Source organism: Pseudomonas putida, assembly GCA_029953615.1.
Lineage (GTDB): Bacteria > Pseudomonadota > Gammaproteobacteria > Pseudomonadales > Pseudomonadaceae > Aquipseudomonas.
Genome location: CP124529.1, coordinates 2,493,896 through 2,516,295, shown reverse-complemented (window position 1 = coordinate 2,516,295; position 22,400 = coordinate 2,493,896). Strand labels below are relative to the sequence as shown.

The following is a 22,400-nucleotide window of genomic DNA, read 5'->3' as shown; positions in this document are numbered from 1 at the left end:
TCCTCAGTCGTCAGAACGGGGCATCGCCCTGGATGGTGGTGCGGTAGAGCTTGCGTCGCAGGTGTGCGGGGCAACCGGTGGCCAGGTGGATCAGCGAGCGGTTGTCCCAGAACACCAGGTCGTGGGGCTGCCACTGGTGGCGGTAGATGTTCTGTTGCAGCACGCTCAAGGCGTACAGCTGTTGCAGCACGTCGCGGCTTTCATCGTCCGGCAGGCCGACGATGCGGGTGGTGAAGCCCTCGCTGACGAACAGCGCCTTGCGGCCGTTTTCCGGGTGGGTACGAACCACCGGGTGGATGACTTCCTGGACCTGTGCCAGTTGTTCGGCGGTCAGGGTCGGGCGCCAGTTGCCTTCGAACTTGGTCTCGGCGTAACGGGCGGTGTAGGAGTGCGCAGCACTGCGGCCCTCGACTACCTTGCGCAGGGCCTCGGGTACGGCATCCCAGGCTTTGTGCATGTCGGCGAACAGGGTATCGCCGCCCTCGCCGGGCAATTCCTGGGCATGCAGCATGGAGCCGAGGCTGGGCAGTTGCTTGTACGACAGGTCCGAGTGCCAGAACTTGCCGGCATCGCCCAAGCCGATGTTCTGGCCGTTTTCGATGATGTTGGAAACGATCAGGATTTCGGGATGGCCGGCGAGCAGGAACTGCTTGAGCACATGGATCTGCAATGGACCAAACCGGCGGCTGAAAGCGATCTGCTGGTCAGGGCTGATGCGCTGGTCGCGGAACACCAGCACGTGGTGGTCGAGGTGGGCGCGATGGATACGGGCGAAATCCTCGGCGTTGACCGGCCTGGCCAGGTCCAGGCCGACAATCTCGGCGCCTACGGCACCGGAGAACGGGCGGATTTCAAAGTGTTGCGGCTGGGCGCTGTCGATGATCGACAAGGCGTTCGAGGCGGCTGACATTGTTCACTCCCACGCAGTGCGCGACTTCAACGGCGCGCAACGATCAGAAACGCACGGGGATTTCCCGTGTGGGTTCAAGTCGTGCGGCGCATCGATTGGTCGACGGGTACGCAGTGGAAGTGACTATAAAGTCATAAGCACAATAATTTAAATACCTATACGGAATAACCATAGCACCGGGATTTGCTCGCCGATGATCAGATCAAGCCGCCCTGCTCCTCTTCTTCGATGAGGTTGGTCAGGCTGCTGAGCGCCTTGCGCGCCTTGGAGCGGTTGAGCAGCTTGGCCTGCGCGCCAGCGGGCAGGTCGGTGATATTGAACACCCCCTTGGCGGTCAGCACATCGATCAGGTCCTCGAGCACGCGGATCATGTCCAGGTCGCTTTGCTTCAGCTGGTTGAGGCTGTTTTCCACGACGTCATCGGCAAACCATTCCTGGATATCGGCATGGTCGGCAGGAAGCATTTCGGTGAACTCGTCGAAAGCGGCCGCTTCTACCCGCCGCAACTGGCCGGCGGCATCGCGTTGCACGTAGAACATGGCGGTGTCCCTCGTCACGTTGGTTCCTTGGTGGTAGACAGCAGCATAGGCAAAGATCGCCGGGCACGCAGGCCCGGCGCCAGAGTATGCGCTGTCGCAGGATGTCAGGAAAGAGCTGTGGCCGCTGAGCGGCCAATCGCCGGCAAGCCAGCTGCCACAGGAACCGCACAACTCTAGAGAGCTGCACAGCCCCTGTAGGAGCTGGTTTGCCGGCGATCGGGCTGCAGGGCAGCCCGCTAGCGCATCAGCTGTCCTTGTTGTGGATGATGATGGTCGGGTCAGCACCGCTGATCAACGAGTTGATCGTGGTATTGGACCAGTTCACCCCTTCCAGCTTGATGGTCACGTCGGCGTTGGCGATACCACCGGCAGCGTTGAGCTTGCCTTCGCTGCTGACCTGCAGCGTCGTCGTACCGTCCACCGTGGTGAGCTTCAGGTAGTTGTCGATGGTGCTGCCCTTCTCGCCCTGCAGCAGGTCCTTCAGGTCGATGCGGTCACCCTCGGCCACCTTGAAGTCCTTGATCACATCGTTGCCGATGTCACCAGCCTTCCACACGAAGGTGTCGGCACCGCTTCCGCCGATCAGGATATCGTTACCCTGGCCTCCGATGAGGGTGTCGTTGCCGGTACCGCCCAGCAGGATGTCGTTACCTTTGCCACCATCCAGCGTGTCGTTACCCCCCTGACCAAAGAGGATGTCATTGCCATTGCCGCCCGACAGGAAGTCGTGGCCGTCGTTGGCACCGGAAATATCGAACTCGTTGTAGTGCTCGGTAATGTACTGGTGGACATTGCTGGTGGTAATGGCACTGGCTTCGACGCCACTCTTCTGTGCCACATAGGTCTGCAGCGCTTGGTAGCCTTCGCTGACGACACCGTTGAGGGTGATCAGGTCGGCCAAAGATGATGTCGTTGCCGTTGCCGCCATCAAGGCTGTCAGCGCCCGGCAAGGTCGCCTCGGAATGGCCGAGAATCGCCTTGGCCAGGTCGGACGGGTCAATGCCTGCCTGGGGCTTGCCAGCAGAGTCGTACGGTTTCAGATCGTTCAGCGTGACATCGCTGTTCAAGCCAATCGCCTGCACTTTACTCACGCCATTGGTGCCACCGAGCAGGTTGAAGCTGGCGGTAGTGCCTGCTGCCGACTCCTGGTAGTTCCAGTACTCACCGTAGCCCGAACCGTCCAGGCTGGAGAACTCGTAGGTGCCGTCGCCCTGGGCATGCAGGGTTCCGACGGTGCTGGTGGACTGCAGCACCAATTCACCGCGCTTGTTCTCGCCGTAGGTCAGCACCTTGACCGAGCCACTGCTGCTGATCTCGACTTTGTGAGTGGCGTCGGCCCAAACGCTGAAAGTGTCGCCAAGCTTGTAGTTGTTGACGTTGACCACGTCATCCAGGTACTTGCCGTTGGTCCACAGCCGCGGATTGGTGCTCTCCCCGCTCTGGTAGTAGGTCGGCTTGCCGTCGGTGATGAAGTAGGTCAGGTTCTCGGCATTGGCATTACCGCTGGCCATGGTGCTCTTGAAGAAGTTGGCGGTGGCCTTGAACACGTCTTCGTAGTTGGTACCGCCGCCGCTCGCCATGGAGTTCAACACGGACTGCAGCTTGCTCAGGGCATTCGGGTCGGCAAGGTTCACCGCCACGTTCTGCTTGACCTGGGTGTCGAAGTCGACCAGGAAGATGTTGACCGTGCCCGACGTGTCCGAACCCAGGCTGGCCTTGAGCGTATTGAACACCGAGGCGAGCTGGGTCTTCGCATCGGAAAGCGACTTGTCGCTCATGCTGCCCGAGCTGTCGACGATAAAGGCAATGTTGTAGTTCTTGCCTTGCACCACGTTCAGGCCGGATACGTCGGCGACCATGATGTCGTTGCCTTCGCTGCCGGTCATCGCATCGTTGCCCGAAGTACCCACGCTGGCTTTATAGGTCGCGGCGTATACGGTCACCGGAATATTGCCGGTGGTGACAGCCGAACCGCCCACGCTTTCGGTCGCGACCGAAGTGACCGTGATGTCGAACGAACCTTTGAAGTAGGCCGGCGGAGTCAGCGTCAGGCTGCTGAGTTTCCAGCCGGTCACGTCTACGGGGCCCGTGCCGACCGTGACAGTGTGGCCTGCGCCATCGCTCAGCACAGTGCCTTTCGGAATACCGCTGAGGGATACGCTCAGGCTCTCGGAACCGTCGGTATCGGTCAGCGCGGTCGAGATACCGACCAGTTTCACCGAACCACCTTCCGGCCCTTCATTGAGCTTGTAGCCGTCGTAGTAGCTCTGGCCATTGACGGTGTGCAGGTCGGACACGCCCAGGCCGGCGTTGGCCATCTCGGTCACGTTCTGGTACATCTTGATGTTCGAGCTGCTCAGGTCGGTGACAGCACCCGAGCCGACCTGGATGTTCAGGTCATAGCTGCCTGGCCCAGTCTGGTTGGCATGATAGACCTCGATCGGGTAGTAGCCACTGGTGTTCGGGGTGAAGCTGCCCGAAACCTGGCCACCCGCGCCCCAGGTGGCGGTGACCACGGTCTTGCCACCAATGGTGACCACGAAGCTGTCGTCGGCAGTACCGCTGAAGTTGTAGGTCTTGCCGGCTTCCAGATAGATCAGGCCGGAGGTTTTCGAGCCGGTACCAGCACTGACGCTGCCCTCGGACTGCACATTGGTGGTGGTGCTGCTGGCGTTGGCATTGCCGGAGTTGGCAAAGACCGTCTTCAGGGCATCGCCGGTAAGGCCACTACCGTCGGTACCCAGGCCTTTGAGGCTGGTCCACACTTCCTTGGTCAGGCCTTTGGACTCGATCTCGGCGCTGCCAAAGCTCAGGGTCGGCTTGTCGGCAACCGGGCTGATGTCGACCTTCATGGTCACTTCACTGCCCAGGTTGGTGCCATCGTTCGGCTTGAACTTGAACTGCGCGTAGTCGGCCTGCTGGTTACCTACGCCATTCCCTCCGTAGTTGTCCGCACCCGACTGGTTGGGCGCCGGAACGAACTTGAGGTTGTTGGCAGTAATGTCAGTCTGGCTGACCACCTGGCCAACGGTCACGTTCACCCACGTTGTACCGTTGAAGAACTGCAGGCTACCCGCAGCCGGTAGCGAGGTAATGGTCACGGACAAGCCGGTGTTGGTATCAGCATCGGTGACTTTGAAATCGCCCCAGGCAAACACGTAGTCGGTGTCTTCCACGCCAAACACTGCACCGCCAGGCGAAACCGGCAAGTGGTCATTGTCGAGGATAGCAGTGGTCACGCTGGCATTGCTGCTGTCGACCTTCAGGTTTTCGAAGCTGCCACCGGTGGCACTTTCGATCTTCACGGTGAAGTTCTCGGTACCCTCGACAAGCTTGTCGTCGATGGTCGCGATGTCGAAGGTGGTGCCGGTGCTGTTGGCCGGGATCTTCACGGTGGTGACACCGGTGAAGTCCTCGCCATTCTTGGCAGTGCCGCTGTAGCTGAGGGTAATGGTTACCTCAGACTTCGACGGGTTGGTCAGGGCCAGCGTGTAGTGGCCGGTTTCGCCTTCGGTCAGCGACGTACTACCGCTGATGCCAACCGTGGTGACATCGCCCTGGCCGCTGCCTGGCTCATCGGTCACGGTGGTGCTTACCGGGGTCTTGTCCAGCGTCAGCTGTTCGAACTTGCCGACATCGGTGCCGCTGACCGAAGCGATAGACTTGATCACAGGGTCGTTGGCGCCGACATAGACGTTGTCCGGAGCGGTGACAGTGACCGAACCGGTCGTGCTATTGGCTGGCACGGTGATGGTAGTGCCATCGTTCAGCGTGAAGGTCAGCGCGCCGTGCTTGTCGATCGGCAGACCGTCTTTGTTGGTCAGGGTCACGGTGTAGGTGATTACGCCGCCTTCGGTAACCGAAGGGGTGGCGGTCAGCTTGGCCACCACTTCGTCGGTGGTGTCGGTGACCTGAACCTTGGCCGCATCGCCCAGTTGCAGGTTCTCGAAGGTACGGCCATCGGCCATCGACGTCCACCGCGGACTTGATGCCCAGGCTGAGTTCACCCGAGTCCTTGTAGACGTCATCGCCTTGGGCCGCGTGTTCGTACGCTGCGCTGGTCTCACCCGCCTTGATGGTGACCTGGGCATTGTTGCTCAGGGTCACGACCAGATCGTGGGCCAGGGCCTGGTTGATGTGCACGGTGAAGGTCGGCTTGACGTTCTCGGCCACCGAAGGTTGGTCGGCGGTGATGGTGACTTTGACCAAGTCACCTTCGTTATTGCCACCTGGATTGCCCGGCGTACCTGGCTCGTCAGTGACAGTGGTGCTGACGGGGGTCTTGTCCAGCGTCAGCTGCTCGAACTTGCCGACATCGGTGCCGCTGACCGAAGCGATCGATTTGACCACAGGGTCGTTGGCGCCGACATAGACGTTGTCCGGAGCGGTGACAGTAGCCGAACCGGTCGTGCTATTGGCTGGCACGGTGATGGTAGTGCCATCGTTCAGCGTGAAAGTCAGCGCGCCGTGCTTGTCGATCGGCAGGCCGTCTTTGTTGGTCAGGGTCACGGTGTAGGTGATTACGCCGCCTTCGGTAACCGAAGGGGTAGCAGTCAGCTTGGCCACCACTTCGTCGGTGGTGTCGGTGACCTGAACCTTGGCCGCATCACCCAGTTGCAGGTTCTCGAAGGTACGGCCATCGACGTCCACCGCGGACTTGATGCCCAGGCTGACTTCGCCCGCATCCTTGTACACGTCATCGCCTTGGGCCGCGTGCTCGTACGCTGCGCTGGTCTCACCCGCCTTGATGGTGACCTGGGCATTGTTGCTCAGGGTCACGACCAGATCGTGGGCCAGGGCCTGGTTGATGTGCACGGTGAAGGTCGGTTTGACGTTCTCGGCCACCGAAGGCTGGTCGGCGGTGATGGTGTCTCACCTTGACCTTCGTTGTTGCCGCCTGGGTTGCCCGGCGTACCTGGTTCGTCGGTAACAGTGGTGCTGACGGGGGTCTTGTCCAGCGTCAGTTGCTCGAACTTGCCGACATCGGTGCCGCTGACCGAGGCGATCGATTTGATCACGGGGTCGTTGGCACCGACATAGACGTTGTCCGGAGCGGTGACAGTAGCCGAACCGGTCGTGCTATTGGCTGGCACGGTGATGGTAGTGCCATCGTTCAGCGTGAAGGTCAGCGCGCCGTGCTTGTCGATCGGCAGACCGTCTTTGTTGGTCAGGGTCACGGTGTAGGTGATTACGCCACCTTCGGTAACCGAAGGAGTAGCAGTCAGCTTGGCCACCACTTCGTCGGTGGTGTCGGTGACCTGAACCTTGGCCGCATCACCCAGTTGCAGGTTCTCGAAGGTACGGCCATCGGCGTCCAGCGCGGACTTGATGCCCAGGCTGACTTCGCCCGCATCCTTGTACACGTCATCGCCTTGGGCCGCGTGCTCGTACGCTGCGCTGGTTTCACCCGCCTTGATGGTGACCTGGGCATTGTTGCTCAGGGTCACGACCAGATCGTGGGCCAGGGCCTGGTTGATGTGCACGGTGAAGGTCGGTTTGACGTTCTCGGCCACCGAAGGCTGGTCGGCGGTGATGGTGACTTTGACCAAGTCACCTTCGTTATTGCCACCTGGATTGCCCGGCGTACCTGGCTCGTCAGTGACAGTGGTGCTGACGGGGGTCTTGTCCAGCGTCAGCTGCTCGAACTTGCCGGCGTCGGTGCCGCTGACCGAGGCGATCGATTTGATCACGGGGTCGTTGGCACCGGTGTATACGTTGTCCGGCGCCGTTACGGTAGTGCTGCCGGTGGTGCTGTTCGCCGGAACAGTGATGGTGGTGCCATCGTTCAGCGTAAAGGTCAGCGCACCGTGCTTGTCGATCGGCAGGCCGTCTTTGTTGGTCAGGGTCACGGTGTAGGTGATTACGCCGCCTTCGGTAACCGAAGGGGTGGCGGTCAGCTTGGCCACCACTTCGTCGGTGGTGTCGGTGACCTGAACCTTGGCCGCATCGCCCAGTTGCAGGTTCTCGAAGGTACGGCCATCGGCGTCCACCGCGGACTTGATGCCCAGGCTGACTTCGCCCGCATCCTTGTACACGTCATCGCCTTGGGCCGCGTGCTCGTACGCTGCGCTGGTCTCACCCGCCTTGATGGTGACCTGGGCATTGTTGCTCAGGGTCACGACCAGATCGTGGGCCAGGGCCTGGTTGATGTGCACGGTGAAGGTCGGCTTGACGTTCTCTGCCACCGAAGGTTGGTCGGCGGTGATGGTGACTTTGACCAAGTCACCTTCGTTATTGCCACCTGGATTGCCCGGCGTACCTGGCTCGTCAGTGACAGTGGTGCTGACGGGGGTCTTGTCCAGCGTCAGCTGCTCGAACTTGCCGACATCGGTGCCGCTGACCGAAGCGATAGACTTGATCACAGGGTCGTTGGCGCCGACATAGACGTTGTCCGGAGCGGTGACAGTAGCCGAACCGGTCGTGCTATTGGCTGGCACGGTGATGGTAGTGCCATCGTTCAGCGTGAAGGTCAGCGCGCCGTGCTTGTCGATCGGCAGACCGTCTTTGTTGGTCAGGGTCACGGTGTAGGTGATTACGCCACCTTCGGTAACCGAAGGAGTAGCAGTCAGCTTGGCCACCACTTCGTCGGTGGTGTCGGTGACCTGAACCTTGGCCGCATCGCCCAGTTGCAGGTTCTCGAAGGTACGGCCATCGACGTCCACCGCGGACTTGATGCCCAGGCTGAGTTCACCCGCGTCCTTGTAGACGTCATCGCCTTGGGCCGCGTGTTCGTACGCTGCGCTGGTCTCACCCGCCTTGATGGTGACCTGGGCATTGTTGCTCAGGGTCACGACCAGATCGTGAGCCAAGGCCTGGTTGATGTGCACAGTGAAGGTCGGTTTGACGTTCTCGGCCACCGAAGGCTGGTCGGCAGTGATAGTGACCATGACCAGGTCGCCTTCGTTGTTGCCGCCTGGGTTGCCCGGCGTACCTGGCTCGTCGGTGACCGTGGTGCTGACCGGGGTCTTGTCCAGAGTCAGTTGCTCGAACTTGCCGGCGTCAACGCCATCAACGGTGGCGATGGACTTAACAACCGGATCATTGGCACCTGCGTAGACATTGTCCGGCGCAGTGACATTTATGCTGCCGGTAGTGCTGTTCGCCGGAACGGTGATGGTAGTGCCATCGTTCAGCGTGAAAGTCAGCGCGCCGTGCTTGTCGATCGGCAGGCCGTCTTTGTTGGTCAGGGTCACGGTGTAGGTGATTACGCCGCCTTCGGTAACCGAAGGGGTGGCGGTCAGCTTGGCCACCACTTCGTCAGTGGTGTCGGTGACCTGAACCTTGGCCGCATCGCCCAGTTGCAGGTTCTCGAAGGTACGGCCATCGACGTCCACCGCGGACTTGATGCCCAGGCTGACTTCGCCCGCATCCTTGTACACGTCATCGCCTTGGGCCGCCTGCTCGTACGCTGCGCTGGTCTCACCCGCCTTGATGGTGACCTGGGCATTGTTGCTCAGGGTCACGACCAGATCGTGGGCCAGGGCCTGGTTGATGTGCACGGTGAAGGTCGGTTTGACGTTCTCGGCCACCGAAGGCTGGTCGGCAGTGATAGTCACCTTGACCAGATCGCCTTCATTGCCTGGGGTGCCCGGTTCGTCGGTAACAGTGGTGCTGACGGGGGTCTTGTCCAGCGTCAGTTGCTCGAACTTGCCGACATCGGTGCCGCTGACCGAGGCGATCGATTTGATCACGGGGTCGTTGGCACCGACATAGACGTTGTCCGGAGCGGTGACAGTAGCCGAACCGGTCGTGCTATTGGCTGGCACGGTGATGGTAGTGCCATCGTTCAGCGTGAAGGTCAGCGCGCCGTGCTTGTCGATCGGCAGACCGTCTTTGTTGGTCAGGGTCACGGTGTAGGTGATTACGCCACCTTCGGTAACCGAAGGAGTAGCAGTCAGCTTGGCCACCACTTCGTCGGTGGTGTCGGTGACCTGAACCTTGGCCGCATCACCCAGTTGCAGGTTCTCGAAGGTACGGCCATCGGCGTCCACCGCGGACTTGATGCCCAGGCTGACTTCGCCCGCATCCTTGTACACGTCATCGCCTTGGGCCGCGTGCTCGTACGCTGCGCTGGTCTCACCCGCCTTGATGGTGACCTGGGCATTGTTGCTCAGGGTCACGACCAGATCGTGGGCCAGGGCCTGGTTGATGTGCACGGTGAAGGTCGGCTTGACGTTCTCGGCCACCGAAGGTTGGTCGGCGGTGATGGTGACTTTGACCAAGTCACCTTCGTTATTGCCACCTGGATTGCCCGGCGTACCTGGCTCGTCAGTGACAGTGGTGCTGACGGGGGTCTTGTCCAGCGTCAGCTGCTCGAACTTGCCGACATCGGTGCCGCTGACCGAAGCGATCGATTTGACCACAGGGTCGTTGGCGCCGACATAGACGTTGTCTGGAGCGGTGACAGTGGCCGAACCGGTCGTGCCATTAGCCGGCACGGTGATGGTGGTGCCATCGTTCAGCGTGAAAGTCAGCGCGCCATGCTTGTCGATCGGCAGGCCGTCTTTGTTGGTCAGGGTCACGGTGTAGGTGATTACGCCACCTTCGGTAACCGAAGGAGTAGCAGTCAGCTTGGCCACCACTTCGTCAGTGGTGTCGGTGACCTGAACCTTGGCGGCATCGCCCAACTGCAGGTTTTCGAAGGTACGGCCCTCGACGTCCACCGCGGACTTGATGCCCAGGCTGAGTTCACCCGAGTCCTTGTAGACGTCATCGCCTTGGGCCGCGTGTTCGTACGCTGCGCTGGTCTCACCCGCCTTGATGGTGACTTGGGCATTGTTGCTCAGGGTCACGACCAGATCGTGGGCCAGGGCCTGGTTGATGTGCACCGTGAAGGTCGGTTTGACGTTTTCAGCCACCGAAGGCTGGTCGGCGGTGATGGTTACTTTGACCAGGTCGCCTTCGTTGCCTGGGGTGCCCGGTTCGTCGGTAACAGTGGTGCTGACAGGCGTCTTGTCCAGATTGAGATTTTCGAACTTCCAGACATCTGCACCGCTGACTGCCTCGATGGCATTGACCACCGGTTGGTTGGCACCGATGTAGACGTTGTCAGGCGCGGCTGCAGTAGCCGAACCGGTGGTGCTGTTGGCTGCCACAACGACGGTTGTACCATCGGTCAGCTTGAAGTACAGCTCCGAGTGGTTGTTGATCGGCAAGCCGTCTTTATTGGTCAGCGTGATGGTGTAGGTGATCTCGCCGCCTTCGGTAACCGACGGCGTTGCGGTAAGTTTGGCCACCACTTCGTCAGTGGTGTCGGTGACCTGAACCTTGGCGGCATCGCCCAGTTGCAGGTTTTCGAAGGTACGGCCATCGAGGTCCACAGCGGACTTGATGCCCAGGCTGAGTTCGCCCGAGTCCTTGTAGACGTCATCCCCCTGCGCAGCGTGCCTCGTATGCTGCACTGGTCTCACCCGCCTTGATGGTGACCTGGGCATTGTTGCTCAGGGTCACGACCAGGTCATGGGCCAGAGCCTGGTTGATGTGCACCGTGAAGGTCGGTTTGACGTTTTCAGCCACCGAAGGCTGGTCGGCGGTGATGGTTACTTTGACCAGGTCGCCGTCGTTGCCCGGGGTACCCGGCTCGTCGGTGACGGAAGTGCTGACCGGAGTCTTGTCCAGATTCAGATTTTCGAACTTCCAGACATCCGCACCGCTGACTGCCTCGATGGCATTGACCACCGGTTGGTTGGCACCGATGTAGACGTTGTCAGCGCGGCTGCAGTAGCCGAACCGGTGGTGCTGTTGGCTGCCACAACGACGGTTGTACCATCGGTCAGCTTGAAGTACAGCTCCGAGTGGTTGTTGATCGGCAAGCCGTCTTTATTGGTCAGCGTGATGGTGTAGGTGATCTCGCCGCCTTCGGTAACCGACGGCGTTGCGGTAAGTTTGGCCACCACTTCGTCAGTGGTGTCGGTGACCTGAACCTTGGCGGCATCGCCCAACTGCAGGTTTTCGAAGGTACGGCCATCGACGTCCACAGCGGACTTGATGCCCAGGCTGAGTTCGCCCGAGTCCTTGTAGACGTCATCACCCTGCGCAGCATGCTCGTACGCTGCACTGGTTTCACCTGCCTTGATGGTGACCTGGGCATTGTTGCTCAGGGTCACGACCAGATCGTGAGCCAAGGCCTGGTTGATGTGCACCGTGAAGGTCGGTTTGACGTTTTCAGCCACCGAAGGCTGGTCGGCGGTGATGGTTACTTTGACCAGGTCGCCTTCGTTGCCCGGGGTACCCGGCTCGTCGGTGACGGAAGTGCTGACCGGAGTCTTGTCCAGATTCAGATTTTCGAACTTCCAGACATCTGCACCGCTGACTGCCTCGATGGCATTGACCACCGGTTGGTTGGCACCGATGTAGACGTTGTCAGGCGCGGCTGCAGTAGCCGAACCTGGTGGTGCTGTTGGCTGCCACAACGACGGTTGTACCATCGGTCAGCTTGAAGTACAGCTCCGAGTGGTTGTTGATCGGCAAGCCGTCTTTATTGGTCAGCGTGATGGTGTAGGTGATCTCGCCGCCTTCGGTAACCGACGGCGTTGCGGTAAGTTTGGCCACCACTTCGTCAGTGGTGTCGGTGACCTGAACCTTGGCGGCATCGCCCAGTTGCAGGTTTTCGAAGGTACGGCCATCGAGGTCCACAGCGGACTTGATGCCCAGGCTGAGTTCGCCCGAGTCCTTGTAGACGTCATCCCCCTGCGCAGCGTGCTCGTATGCTGCACTGGTCTCACCCGCCTTGATGGTGACCTGGGCATTGTTGCTCAGGGTCACGACCAGGTCATGGGCCAGAGCCTGGTTGATGTGCACCGTGAAGGTCGGTTTGACGTTTTCAGCCACCGAAGGCTGGTCGGCGGTGATGGTTACTTTGACCAGGTCGCCGTCGTTGCCCGGGGTACCCGGCTCGTCGGTGACGGAAGTGCTGACCGGAGTCTTGTCCAGATTCAGATTTTCGAACTTCCAGACATCCGCACCGCTGACTGCCTCGATGGCATTGACCACCGGTTGGTTGGCACCGATGTAGACGTTGTCAGGCGCGGCTGCAGTAGCCGAACCGGTGGTGCTGTTGGCTGCCACAACGACGGTTGTACCATCGGTCAGCTTGAAGTACAGCTCCGAGTGGTTGTAGATCGGCAAGCCGTCTTTATTGGTCAGCGTGATGGTGTAGGTGATCTCGCCGCCTTCGGTAACCGACGGCGTTGCGGTAAGTTTGGCCACCACTTCGTCAGTGGTGTCGGTGACCTGAACCTTGGCGGCATCGCCCAACTGCAGGTTTTCGAAGGTACGGCCATCGACGTCCACAGCGGACTTGATGCCCAGGCTGAGTTCGCCCGAGTCCTTGTAGACGTCATCACCCTGCGCAGCATGCTCGTACGCTGCACTGGTTTCACCTGCCTTGATGGTGACCTGGGCATTGTTGCTCAGGGTCACGACCAGATCGTGAGCCAAGGCCTGGTTGATGTGCACAGTGAAGGTCGGCTTGACGTTCTCGGCCACCGAAGACTGGTCGGCAGTGATAGTGACCATGACCAGGTCGCCTTCGTTGTTGCCGCCTGGGTTGCCCGGCGTACCTGGCTCGTCGGTGACCGTGGTGCTGACCGGGGTCTTGTCCAGAGTCAGTTGCTCGAACTTGCCGGCGTCAACGCCATCAACGGTGGCGATGGATTTAACAACCGGATCATTGGCACCTGCGTAGACATTGTCCGGCGCAGTGACATTTATGCTGCCGGTAGTGCTGTTCGCCGGAACGGTGATGGTAGTGCCATCGTTCAGCGTAAAGGTCAGCGCACCGTGCTTGTCGATCGGCAGGCCGTCTTTGTTGGTCAGGGTCACGGTGTAGGTGATTACGCCACCTTCGGTAACCGAAGGAGTAGCAGTCAGCTTGGCCACCACTTCGTCGGTGGTGTCGGTGACCTGAACCTTGGCCGCATCGCCCAGTTGCAGGTTCTCGAAGGTACGGCCATCGACGTCCACGGCGGACTTGATGCCCAGGCTGACTTCGCCCGCATCCTTGTACACGTCATCACCTTGGGCCGCGTGTTCGTACGCTGCGCTGGTCTCACCCGCCTTGATGGTGACCTGGGCATTGTTGCTCAGGGTCACGACCAGATCGTGGGCCAGGGCCTGGTTGATGTGCACGGTGAAGGTCGGCTTGACGTTCTCGGCCACCGAAGGCTGATCGGCAGTGATAGTCACCTTGACCAGATCGCCTTCGTTGCCCGGAGTACCCGGCTCGTCGGTGACGGTGGTGCTGACGGGGGTCTTATCCAGGGTCAGCTGTTCGAACTTGCTGACATCGTCGCCGCTGACCGAGGCGATCGACTTGATCACAGGGTCGTTGGCACCGACGTAGACGTTGTCCGGCGCAGTGACAGTGGTGCTGCCGGTAGTGCTGTTCGCCGGCACGGTGATGGTAGTGCCGTCGTTCAGCGTGAAGGTCAGTGCACCGTGCTTGTCGATTGGCAGGCCGTCTTGGTTGGTCAAGGTCACGGTATAGGTGATTTGGCCACCTTCGGTAACCGAAGGGGTGGCGGTCAGCTTGGCCACGACCTCACTGATAGTATCCGAGATCTCAACGGTAGCCGGGCCACCCAAGGCCAGCTTCTCGAAAGTGGCACCCGGAACAGTGGCGTCAGTAACGCTCAGGGTAATAGAGCCGGCGTCCTTGATGACGTCATCGCCCTGGGCTGGCGTTTTGTATTCGACTTCGGTTTTACCTGCCTCGATGGTCACGGTTTCGCCGTTAGACAGGGTTACGGTCAATGGTCGATCCAGCGCCTGGCTTACCTTCACGGTAAAGGACGGCTGCTGATCTTCAGTCACATTGCCATTGCTGACGATACTTACCGTGACGGTATCAATGCTGTCATTGATGACGGTAGAAGCCGGAGTCGGGTTCGGGACCAACTGCTCGAAGTTGCCGCCAGTGGCACCGGTAATCGTGGTACTGACGGTCGAACCGTTGTTGTAGACGTCGTTCGCTGGCGTCGCGAAGTCAACGCTGCCCTGGGTCTTGCCCGCTTCCACAGTGATGGTCTGCCCGTTGGACAGGGTCACGGTTACCGGGGTCTGGGCTGGATTGCTCAGCGTCACGGTGTAAGTAATGACGCCACCCTCAGTCACCGAAGGAGTGGCTGTCAGGGTCGCGGTAGTAGTGTCGACCGAATCGTTGATCGTGGTCTGGGCCGGAGCCGGGTTCGGAACCAACTGCTCGAAGTTGCCACCGGTCGCACCGGTAATCGTGGTGCTGACGGTCGAACCGTTGTTATAGACATCGTTCGCCGGAGTCTCGAAATCGACACTGCCCTGGGTCTTGCCGGCTTCAACGGTGATGGTCTGGCCGTTGGACAGGGTCACGGTCACCGGGGTCTGGGCCGGGTTGCTCAGGGTCACGGTGTAAGGTGATGACGCCGCCTTCGGTTACCGATGGGGTAGCCGTCAGGGTCGCGGTGGTGGTGTCGACCGAGTCATTGATTGTGGTCTGGGCCGGAGTAGGATTCGGGGTCAGCTGCTCGAAGTTACCGCCTGTTGCATTCTCGATGCTCACACTGACGGTCGAGCCATTGTTGTAGACGTCGTTGGCCGGGGTCGCGAAGTCGATGCTGCCCTGGGTCTTGCCGGCTTCAACAGTGATGGTCTGACCGTTGGACAGGGTCACGGTTACCGGGGTCTGGGCTGGATTGCTCAGCGTCACGGTGTAAGTAATGACGCCACCCTCAGTCACCGAAGGAGTGGTTGTCAGGGTCGCGGTGGTGGTGTCGATCGAATCGTTGATCGTGGTCTGGGCCGGGGTCGGGTTCGGTGTCAGCTGCTCGAAGTTACCGCCGGTAGCACCAGTAATCGTGGTGCTGACGGTCGAGCCATTGTTGTAGACGTCGTTCGCCGGGGTCTCAAAGTTGCACGCTGCCCTGGGTCTTGCCGGCCTCAACGGTGATGGTCTGGCCGTTGGACAGGGTCACGGTCACCGGGGTCTGGGCCGGGTTGCTCAGGGTCACGGTGTAGGTGATGACACCGCCTTCGGTCACCGACGGGGTCGCCGTCAGGGTCGCGGTGGTGGTGTCGACCGAATCGTTGATCGTGGTCTGCGCCGGGGTCGGATTCGGCGTCAGTTGCTCGAAGTTGCCGCCCGTGGCGCTGTCGATGGTGACGCTGACGGTCGAGCCGTTGTTGTAGACGTCGTTCGCCGGGGTCTCGAAATCAACGCTGCCCTGGGTCTTGCCGGCTTCAACGGTGATGGTCTGGCCATTGGACAGGGTGACGGTCACCGGCGTCTGGGCCGGATTGCTCAGGGTCACGGTGTAGGTGATGACGCCACCTTCCGTCACGCTTGGCGAGGCGGTCAGGGTCGCGGTGGTGACGTCGACCGAATCATTGATCGTGGTCTGGGCCGGAGTCGGGTTCGGCGTCAGCTGCTCGAAGTTACCGCCCGTGGCGCTTTCGATGGTCACGCTAACGGTCGAACCGTTGTTATAGGCATCGTTGGCCGGGGTTTGGAAGTCAACGCTGCCCTGGGTTTTGCCGGCTTCAACAGTGATGGTCTGGCCGTTGGACAGGGTGACAGTCACCGGCGTCTGCGCCGGGTTGCTCAGGGTCACGGTGTAGGTGATGACGCCACCTTCGGTCACCGACGGGGTCGCCGTCAGGGTCGCAGTGGTGGTGTCGACCGAATCGTTGATCGTGGTCTGCGCCGGAGTCGGGTTCGGCGTCAGTTGCTCGAAGTTACCGCCCGTGGCGCTTTCGATGGTCACGCTGACGGTAGAACCGTTGTTGTAGACGTCATTCGCTGGGGTCTCGAAATCAACACTGCCCTGGGTCTTGCCGGCTTCGACGGTGATGGTCTGGCCGTTGGACAGGGTCACAGTCACCGGCGTCTGCGCCGGATTGCTCAGGGTCACGGTGTAGGTGATGACGCCACCTTCGGTCACCGACGGAGTGGCCGTTAGGGTCGCAGTAGTAACGTCGACCGAATCGTTGATCGTGGTCTGAGCCGGAGTCGGGTTCGGCGTCAGCTGCTCGAAGTTGCCGCCCGTGGCGCTGTCGATGGTCACGCTAACGGTCGAGCCGTTGTTGTAGACGTCGTTCACCGGCGTCTCGAAATCAACACTGCCCTGGGTCTTGCCCGCTTCAACAGTGATGGTCTGACCGTTGGACAGAGTCACGGTCACCGGGGTCTGGGCCGGATTGCTCAGGGTCACCGTGTAGGTGATGACACCGCCTTCGGTTACCGACGGAGTAGCCGTCAGGGTCGCAGTGGTGGTGTCGACCGAATCGTTGATGGTGGTCTGGGCCGGGGTCGGATTCGGCGTCAGTTGCTCGAAGTTGCCACCGGTCGCACCGGTAATCGTGGTGCTGATGGTCGAGCCATTGTTGTAGACGTCGTTCGCCGGCGTCTCGAAATCAACACTGCCCTGGGTTTTGCCGGCTTCAACGGTAATAGTCTGACCGTTGGACAGGGTCACGGTCACCGGGGTCTGGGCCGGATTGCTCAGGGTCACGGTGTAGGTGATGACGCCACCTTCGGTCACTGACGGAGTGGCCGTCAGGGTCGCGGTGGTGACATCGACCGAATCGTTGATGGTGGTCTGGGCAGGGGTCGGGTTCGGCGTCAGTTGCTCGAAGTTACCGCCAGTAGCACCGGTAATCGTGGTGCTGACGGTCGAGCCGTTGTTGTAGACGTCGTTCGCCGGCGTCTCGAAATTAACACTGCCCTGGGTCTTGCCCGCTTCAACAGTAATGATCTGGCCGTTGGACAAAGTCACGGTCACCGGGGTCTGGGCTGGATTGCTCAGCGTCACGGTGTAAGTAATGACGCCACCCTCAGTCACCGAAGGAGTGGCTGTCAGGGTCGCGGTAGTAGTGTCGACCGAATCGTTGATCGTGGTCTGGGCCGGAGCCGGGTTCGGAACCAACTGCTCGAAGTTGCCACCGGTCGCACCGGTAATCGTGGTGCTGACGGTCGAACCGTTGTTATAGACATCGTTCGCCGGAGTCTCGAAATCGACACTGCCCTGGGTCTTGCCGGCTTCCACAGTGATGGTCTGACCGTTGGACAGGGTCACGGTCACCGGGGTCTGGGCAGGGTTGCTCAGCGTCACGGTGTAGGTGATGACACCGCCTTCGGTTACCGATGGGGTAGCCGTCAGGGTCGCGGTGGTGGTGTCGACCGAGTCATTGATTGTGGTCTGGGCCGGAGTAGGATTCGGGGTCAGCTGCTCGAAGTTACCGCCTGTTGCATTCTCGATGCTCACACTGACGGTCGAGCCATTGTTGTAGACGTCGTTGGCCGGGGTCGCGAAGTCGATGCTGCCCTGGGTCTTGCCGGCTTCAACAGTGATGGTCTGACCGTTGGACAGGGTCACGGTTACCGGGGTCTGGGCTGGATTGCTCAGCGTCACGGTCGTAAGTAATGACGCCACCCTCAGTCACCGAAGGAGTGGCTGTCAGGGTCGCGGTGGTGGTGTCGATCGAATCGTTGATCGTGGTCTGGGCCGGGGTCGGGTTCGGTGTCAGCTGCTCGAAGTTACCGCCGGTAGCACCAGTAATCGTGGTGCTGACGGTCGAGCCATTGTTGTAGACGTCGTTCGCCGGGGTCTCAAAGTCGACGCTGCCCTGGGTCTTGCCGGCCTCAACGGTGATGGTCTGGCCGTTGGACAGGGTCACGGTCACCGGGGTCTGGGCCGGGTTGCTCAGGGTCACGGTGTAGGTGATGACACCGCCTTCGGTCACCGACGGGGTCGCCGTCAGGGTCGCGGTGGTGGTGTCGACCGAATCGTTGATCGTGGTCTGCGCCGGGGTCGGATTCGGCGTCAGTTGCTCGAAGTTGCCGCCCGTGGCGCTGTCGATGGTGACGCTGACGGTCGAGCCGTTGTTGTAGACGTCGTTCGCCGGGGTCTCGAAAGTCAACGCTGCCCTGGGTCTTGCCGGCTTCAACGGTGATGGTCTGGCCATTGGACAGGGTGACAGTCACCGGCGTCTGGGCCGGATTGCTCAGGGTCACGGTGTAGGTGATGACGCCACCTTCCGTCACGCTTGGCGCGGCGGTCAGGGTCGCGGTGGTGACGTCGACCGAATCATTGATCGTGGTCTGGGCCGGAGTCGGGTTCGGCGTCAGCTGCTCGAAGTTACCGCCCGTGGCGCTGTCGATGGTCACGCTAACGGTCGAGCCGTTGTTGTAGACGTCGTTCGCCGGGGTCTCAAAGTCGACGCTGCCCTGGGTCTTGCCGGCTTCAACAGTGATGGTCTGGCCGTTGGACAGGGTGACAGTCACCGGGGTCTGGGCCGGGTTGCTCAGGGTCACGGTGTAGGTGATGACACCGCCTTCGGTCACCGACGGAGTGGCCGTCAGGGTCGCAGTGGTGGTATCCACCGAGTCATTGATCGTGGTCTGCGCCGGGGTCGGGTTCGGGGTCAACTGTTCGAAGTTACCACCCGTGGCGCTTTCGATGGTCACGCTGACGGTCGAGCCGTTGTTGTAGACATCGTTGGCCGGGGTCTCGAAGTCAACGCTGCCCTGGGTCTTGCCGGCCTCGACAGTGATGGTCTGGCCATTGGACAGGGTCACGGTCACCGGCGTCTGGGCCGGGTTGCTCAGGGTCACGGTGTAGGTAATGACGCCACCTTCCGTCACGCTTGGCGAAGCGGTCAGGGTCGCGGTGGTGGTGTCGACCGAATCATTGATTGTGGTCTGGGCCGGTGTCGGGTTCGGCGTCAGTTGCTCGAAGTTGCCGCCGGTAGCACCGGTAATCGTGGTGCTGACGGTCGAGCCATTGTTGTAGACGTCGTTGCCAGGGGTCTGGAAGTCGACACTGCCCTGGGTCTTACCCGCTTCAACGGTGATGGTCTGGCCGTTGGACAGGGTGACAGTCACCGGCGTCTGGGCCGGATTGCTCAGGGTCACGTGTGTAGGTGATGACGCCACCTTCCGTCACGCTTGGCGAGGCGGTCAGGGTCGCGGTGGTGACGTCGACCGAATCATTGATCGTGGTCTGGGCCGGAGTCGGGTTCGGCGTCAGCTGCTCGAAGTTACCTCCCGTGGCGCTGTCGATGGTCACGCTAACGGTCGAGCCGTTGTTGTAGACGTCGTTCGCCGGGGTCTCGAAATCAACGCTGCCCTGGGTCTTGCCGGCTTCAACGGTGATGGTCTGGCCATTGGACAGGGTGACAGTCACCGGCGTCTGCGCCGGGTTGCTCAGGGTCACGGTGTAGGTGATGACGCCACCTTCGGTCACCGACGGGGTCGCCGTCAGGGTCGCGGTGGTGACATCGACCGAATCGTTGATGGTGGTCTGAGCCGGGGTCGGGTTCGGCGTCAGTTGCTCGAAGTTGCCGCCGGTAGCACCGGTAATCGTGGTGCTGACGGTCGAGCCGTTGTTGTAGACGTCGTTCGCCGGGGTCTCGAAATCAACGCTGCCCTGGGTCTTGCCGGCTTCAACGGTGATGGTCTGGCCATTGGACAGGGTGACAGTCACCGGCGTCTGCGCCGGGTTGCTCAGGGTCACGGTGTAGGTGATGACGCCACCTTCGGTCACCGACGGGGTCGCCGTCAGGGTCGCGGTGGTGACATCGACCGAATCGTTGATGGTGGTCTGAGCCGGGGTCGGGTTCGGGGTCAACTGTTCGAAGTTACCACCCGTGGCGCTTTCGATGGTCACGCTGACGGTCGAGCCGTTGTTGTAGACATCGTTGGCCGGGGTCTGGAAGTCGATACTGCCCTGGGTCTTGCCGGCTTCGACAGTGATGGTCTGACCGTTGGACAGGGTCACGGTCACCGGCGTCTGGGCCGGGTTGCTCAGGGTCACCGTGTAGGTGATCACACCGCCTTCGGTCACGCTTGGCGAAGCGGTCAGGGTCGCGGTGGTGGTGTCGACCGAATCATTGATCGTGGTCTGAGCCGGGATCGGGTTCGGGGTCAGCTGCTCGAAGTTGCCGCCGGTAGCGCCGGTAATCGTGGTGCTGACGGTCGAGCCGTTGTTGTAGACGTCGTTGGTCGGGGTCTGGAAGTCGACACTGCCCTGGGTCTTGCCGGCCTCAATAGTGATGGTCTGGCCGTTGGACAGGGTCACGGTCACCGGTGTCTGCGCCGGGTTGCTCAGGGTCACGGTGTAGGTGATCACGCCACCTTCTGTCACGCTTGGCGAAGCGGTCAGGGTTGCGGTGGTAGTGTCGATGGTATCGGTAACCTGGGTAACCGCTGGTGTTTGCGGCACTGTCACCGTCAGCCCGCCACCCCCGGTGGTGCCCGTTACGGTCGCCGAAATCTGGCCACCGTCGATATACGGAGTATCGTTCGCCGGGATCACGACGTTGACACTACCAGTGGTCTGCCCGGCCGGAATGACGATCACGGCACCGTTGGACAAGGTAACCACCAGGTTGGTAGTCGGCGCTTGGCCAACCGTAGCGGTATAGACGATTACGCCACCCGCTTCGCTGATGGCAGGGGTAGCGCCAAGCACCAGATCAGTAGCGACGCTGGTTTCCGTCGTCGGGGTAGGCACCAGGTTGTTGCTGGTGGTGTCCAGCACGCCAACCTCTTCATTACCAGCCGCCGCGGCAAAGCCCAACCCTTCAGTCTGGAAGCCGACGGTAGGGTCAACCCGGCCCGCAGTTTCTTCGAGCATGACAAAGCTGTGGCCTCCGCCCAGCGCGCCACCACCGCCCGCCGCCGATGGGCCAGCCGCAGTCGCTTCAAGCTCGGTAGTCGGGTCGACACCGGCAGCGATCGCCTGTTGCAGCTCTTCCACCGACGGCGCGGCCTGTGCAGTCGCCCGGCTCAGGTCGGCGCTGCTGTCCGGCGCATCAGCGCTCCACTGGCTGTCGCGACCCAGGTCGAGCAGACGGCCATCGGCCAGCTCCAAAGTAACTGCGCCACCCGGCCCAGTGAGCACTTCTTCACCGGCCAGCAGGCGGTCCCCTTCGATCAGAACACGCCGGATGCCCTCTGGGGATACCGCAATAACCTGGCCGACAATACTTTTGACGATGGCTACAACGCTGCTCATTGGACTCTCCGTGTGACCCTATGGGTACTTCCCTGCCAGAGCGGCATTTGTTAGCCACCTCAGGCGGAACTATGTCGATGATCGTTGACGTTTTTGACGTCAATATTCCGTCTATAACTTTTTGGAATTGACTAACTGCCAAACTATTGACCTTATACATGCCATCCTAAACAATTGGTCATGTAATGTCACATTGATATTTGAACCTTAGCCAAGCGTTTCTTGATGACCAATGTCGTACATCATCGAAAGCGCCTTTTCCACATCTGGGTAATTGCAACATGGCACAACGGCAACCGTTCATCGGCGCCGCCAAAGGTTCAGGTGTCAATATTCAGGCCACTTTCGCGCGCCCAGGTCATGGCTTTGAAACAAGCACAAACCTTGCCTGAACACAGCCAGTCAGTCGCCGCCAAGCCAGGCAGAGCCAGCCGTACGGCAGCTCATGGCGGCAACAGCGCTAACGCTGCACAAACCGGCACCGCGATTTGCCTTAAATCAATGGGATAGCGAACGAGTGCGCAAATACTGTCAGCCCTGATATGAGAAAGCATTGCCAGTTTTAAGCCATAAACTGTCAGCGACCTGCTTTCTAATAGATGAATTTTGACTAATTAGCTGCAGAATACCGTCAACAAGTCAGCGCCTGTTTCCTGACAAAGTTACACGGCGATGGTAACTGCACCTCTGTCGCCAGCCGGATAGCAGGCTATGCTGCAAAGTAGCTTCGGCCTCGATGCTGACTGGATCAAAAATGAAACACCCACCACCCAGCATCGCCTGGCAGGAATGAAGACCGTTGTTTACTCAATACCGATTCAAGGCGACCATTGGCCGGTTGCTTAAGCGTCAGGGTGCCGTAACCCTCAGGACCACTGCCTGGCAGCACCATTGAACGCCAGGATGAGCCAGCCAGAACGGCGGCACACCTGCCCCACCCACCACAAGGATGAAGAGAGC

Annotated in this window: 4 protein-coding genes and 1 pseudogene; 2 read left to right on the top strand and 3 right to left on the bottom strand. The window is 60.6% G+C overall.

Annotation, left to right across the window (positions count from 1 at the left end; translation table 11 throughout):
• Positions 1-10 precede the first annotated feature (10 nt).
• The 3 genes and pseudogenes from QIY50_11460 to QIY50_11450 form a co-directional block, all read right to left on the bottom strand.
• Positions 11-910: a TauD/TfdA family dioxygenase gene (locus QIY50_11460; GenBank protein WGV22716.1), complete on the bottom strand. Its 900-nt coding sequence runs from the start codon at positions 908-910 to the stop codon at positions 11-13.
• A gap of 197 nt (positions 911-1,107) precedes the next feature.
• Positions 1,108-1,449 carry a tryptophan synthase subunit beta gene (locus QIY50_11455; protein ID WGV23041.1) on the bottom strand — a complete coding sequence of 114 codons (342 nt, stop codon included), beginning with the start codon at positions 1,447-1,449 and terminating at the stop codon, positions 1,108-1,110.
• A 244-nt stretch (positions 1,450-1,693) separates the two neighbouring features.
• Positions 1,694-21,440: pseudogene (locus tag QIY50_11450) on the bottom strand (retention module-containing protein).
• A gap of 225 nt (positions 21,441-21,665) precedes the next feature.
• Here QIY50_11450 and QIY50_11445 point away from each other — a divergent pair.
• Together QIY50_11445 and QIY50_11440 are read left to right on the top strand one after the other, a co-directional pair.
• Positions 21,666-21,950, top strand: coding sequence for a hypothetical protein (locus QIY50_11445; GenBank protein WGV22715.1), 285 nt, complete (start codon positions 21,666-21,668; stop codon positions 21,948-21,950).
• Positions 21,951-22,151: 201 nt separating this feature from the next.
• The gene (locus QIY50_11440; GenBank protein WGV22714.1) at positions 22,152-22,286 is read left to right on the top strand and encodes a hypothetical protein; all 135 of its coding nucleotides are present in this window, start codon (positions 22,152-22,154) and stop codon (positions 22,284-22,286) included.
• Positions 22,287-22,400: the final 114 nt, after the last annotated feature.

Coding starts and splice junctions, on each gene's coding strand:
- QIY50_11460 (WGV22716.1), bottom strand. CDS start 910: ATGTCAGCCGCCTCGAACGCCTTGTCGATCATCGACAGCGCCCAGCCG.
- QIY50_11455 (WGV23041.1), bottom strand. CDS start 1,449: ATGTTCTACGTGCAACGCGATGCCGCCGGCCAGTTGCGGCGGGTAGAA.
- QIY50_11445 (WGV22715.1), top strand. CDS start 21,666: ATGACCAATGTCGTACATCATCGAAAGCGCCTTTTCCACATCTGGGTA.
- QIY50_11440 (WGV22714.1), top strand. CDS start 22,152: ATGCTGCAAAGTAGCTTCGGCCTCGATGCTGACTGGATCAAAAATGAA.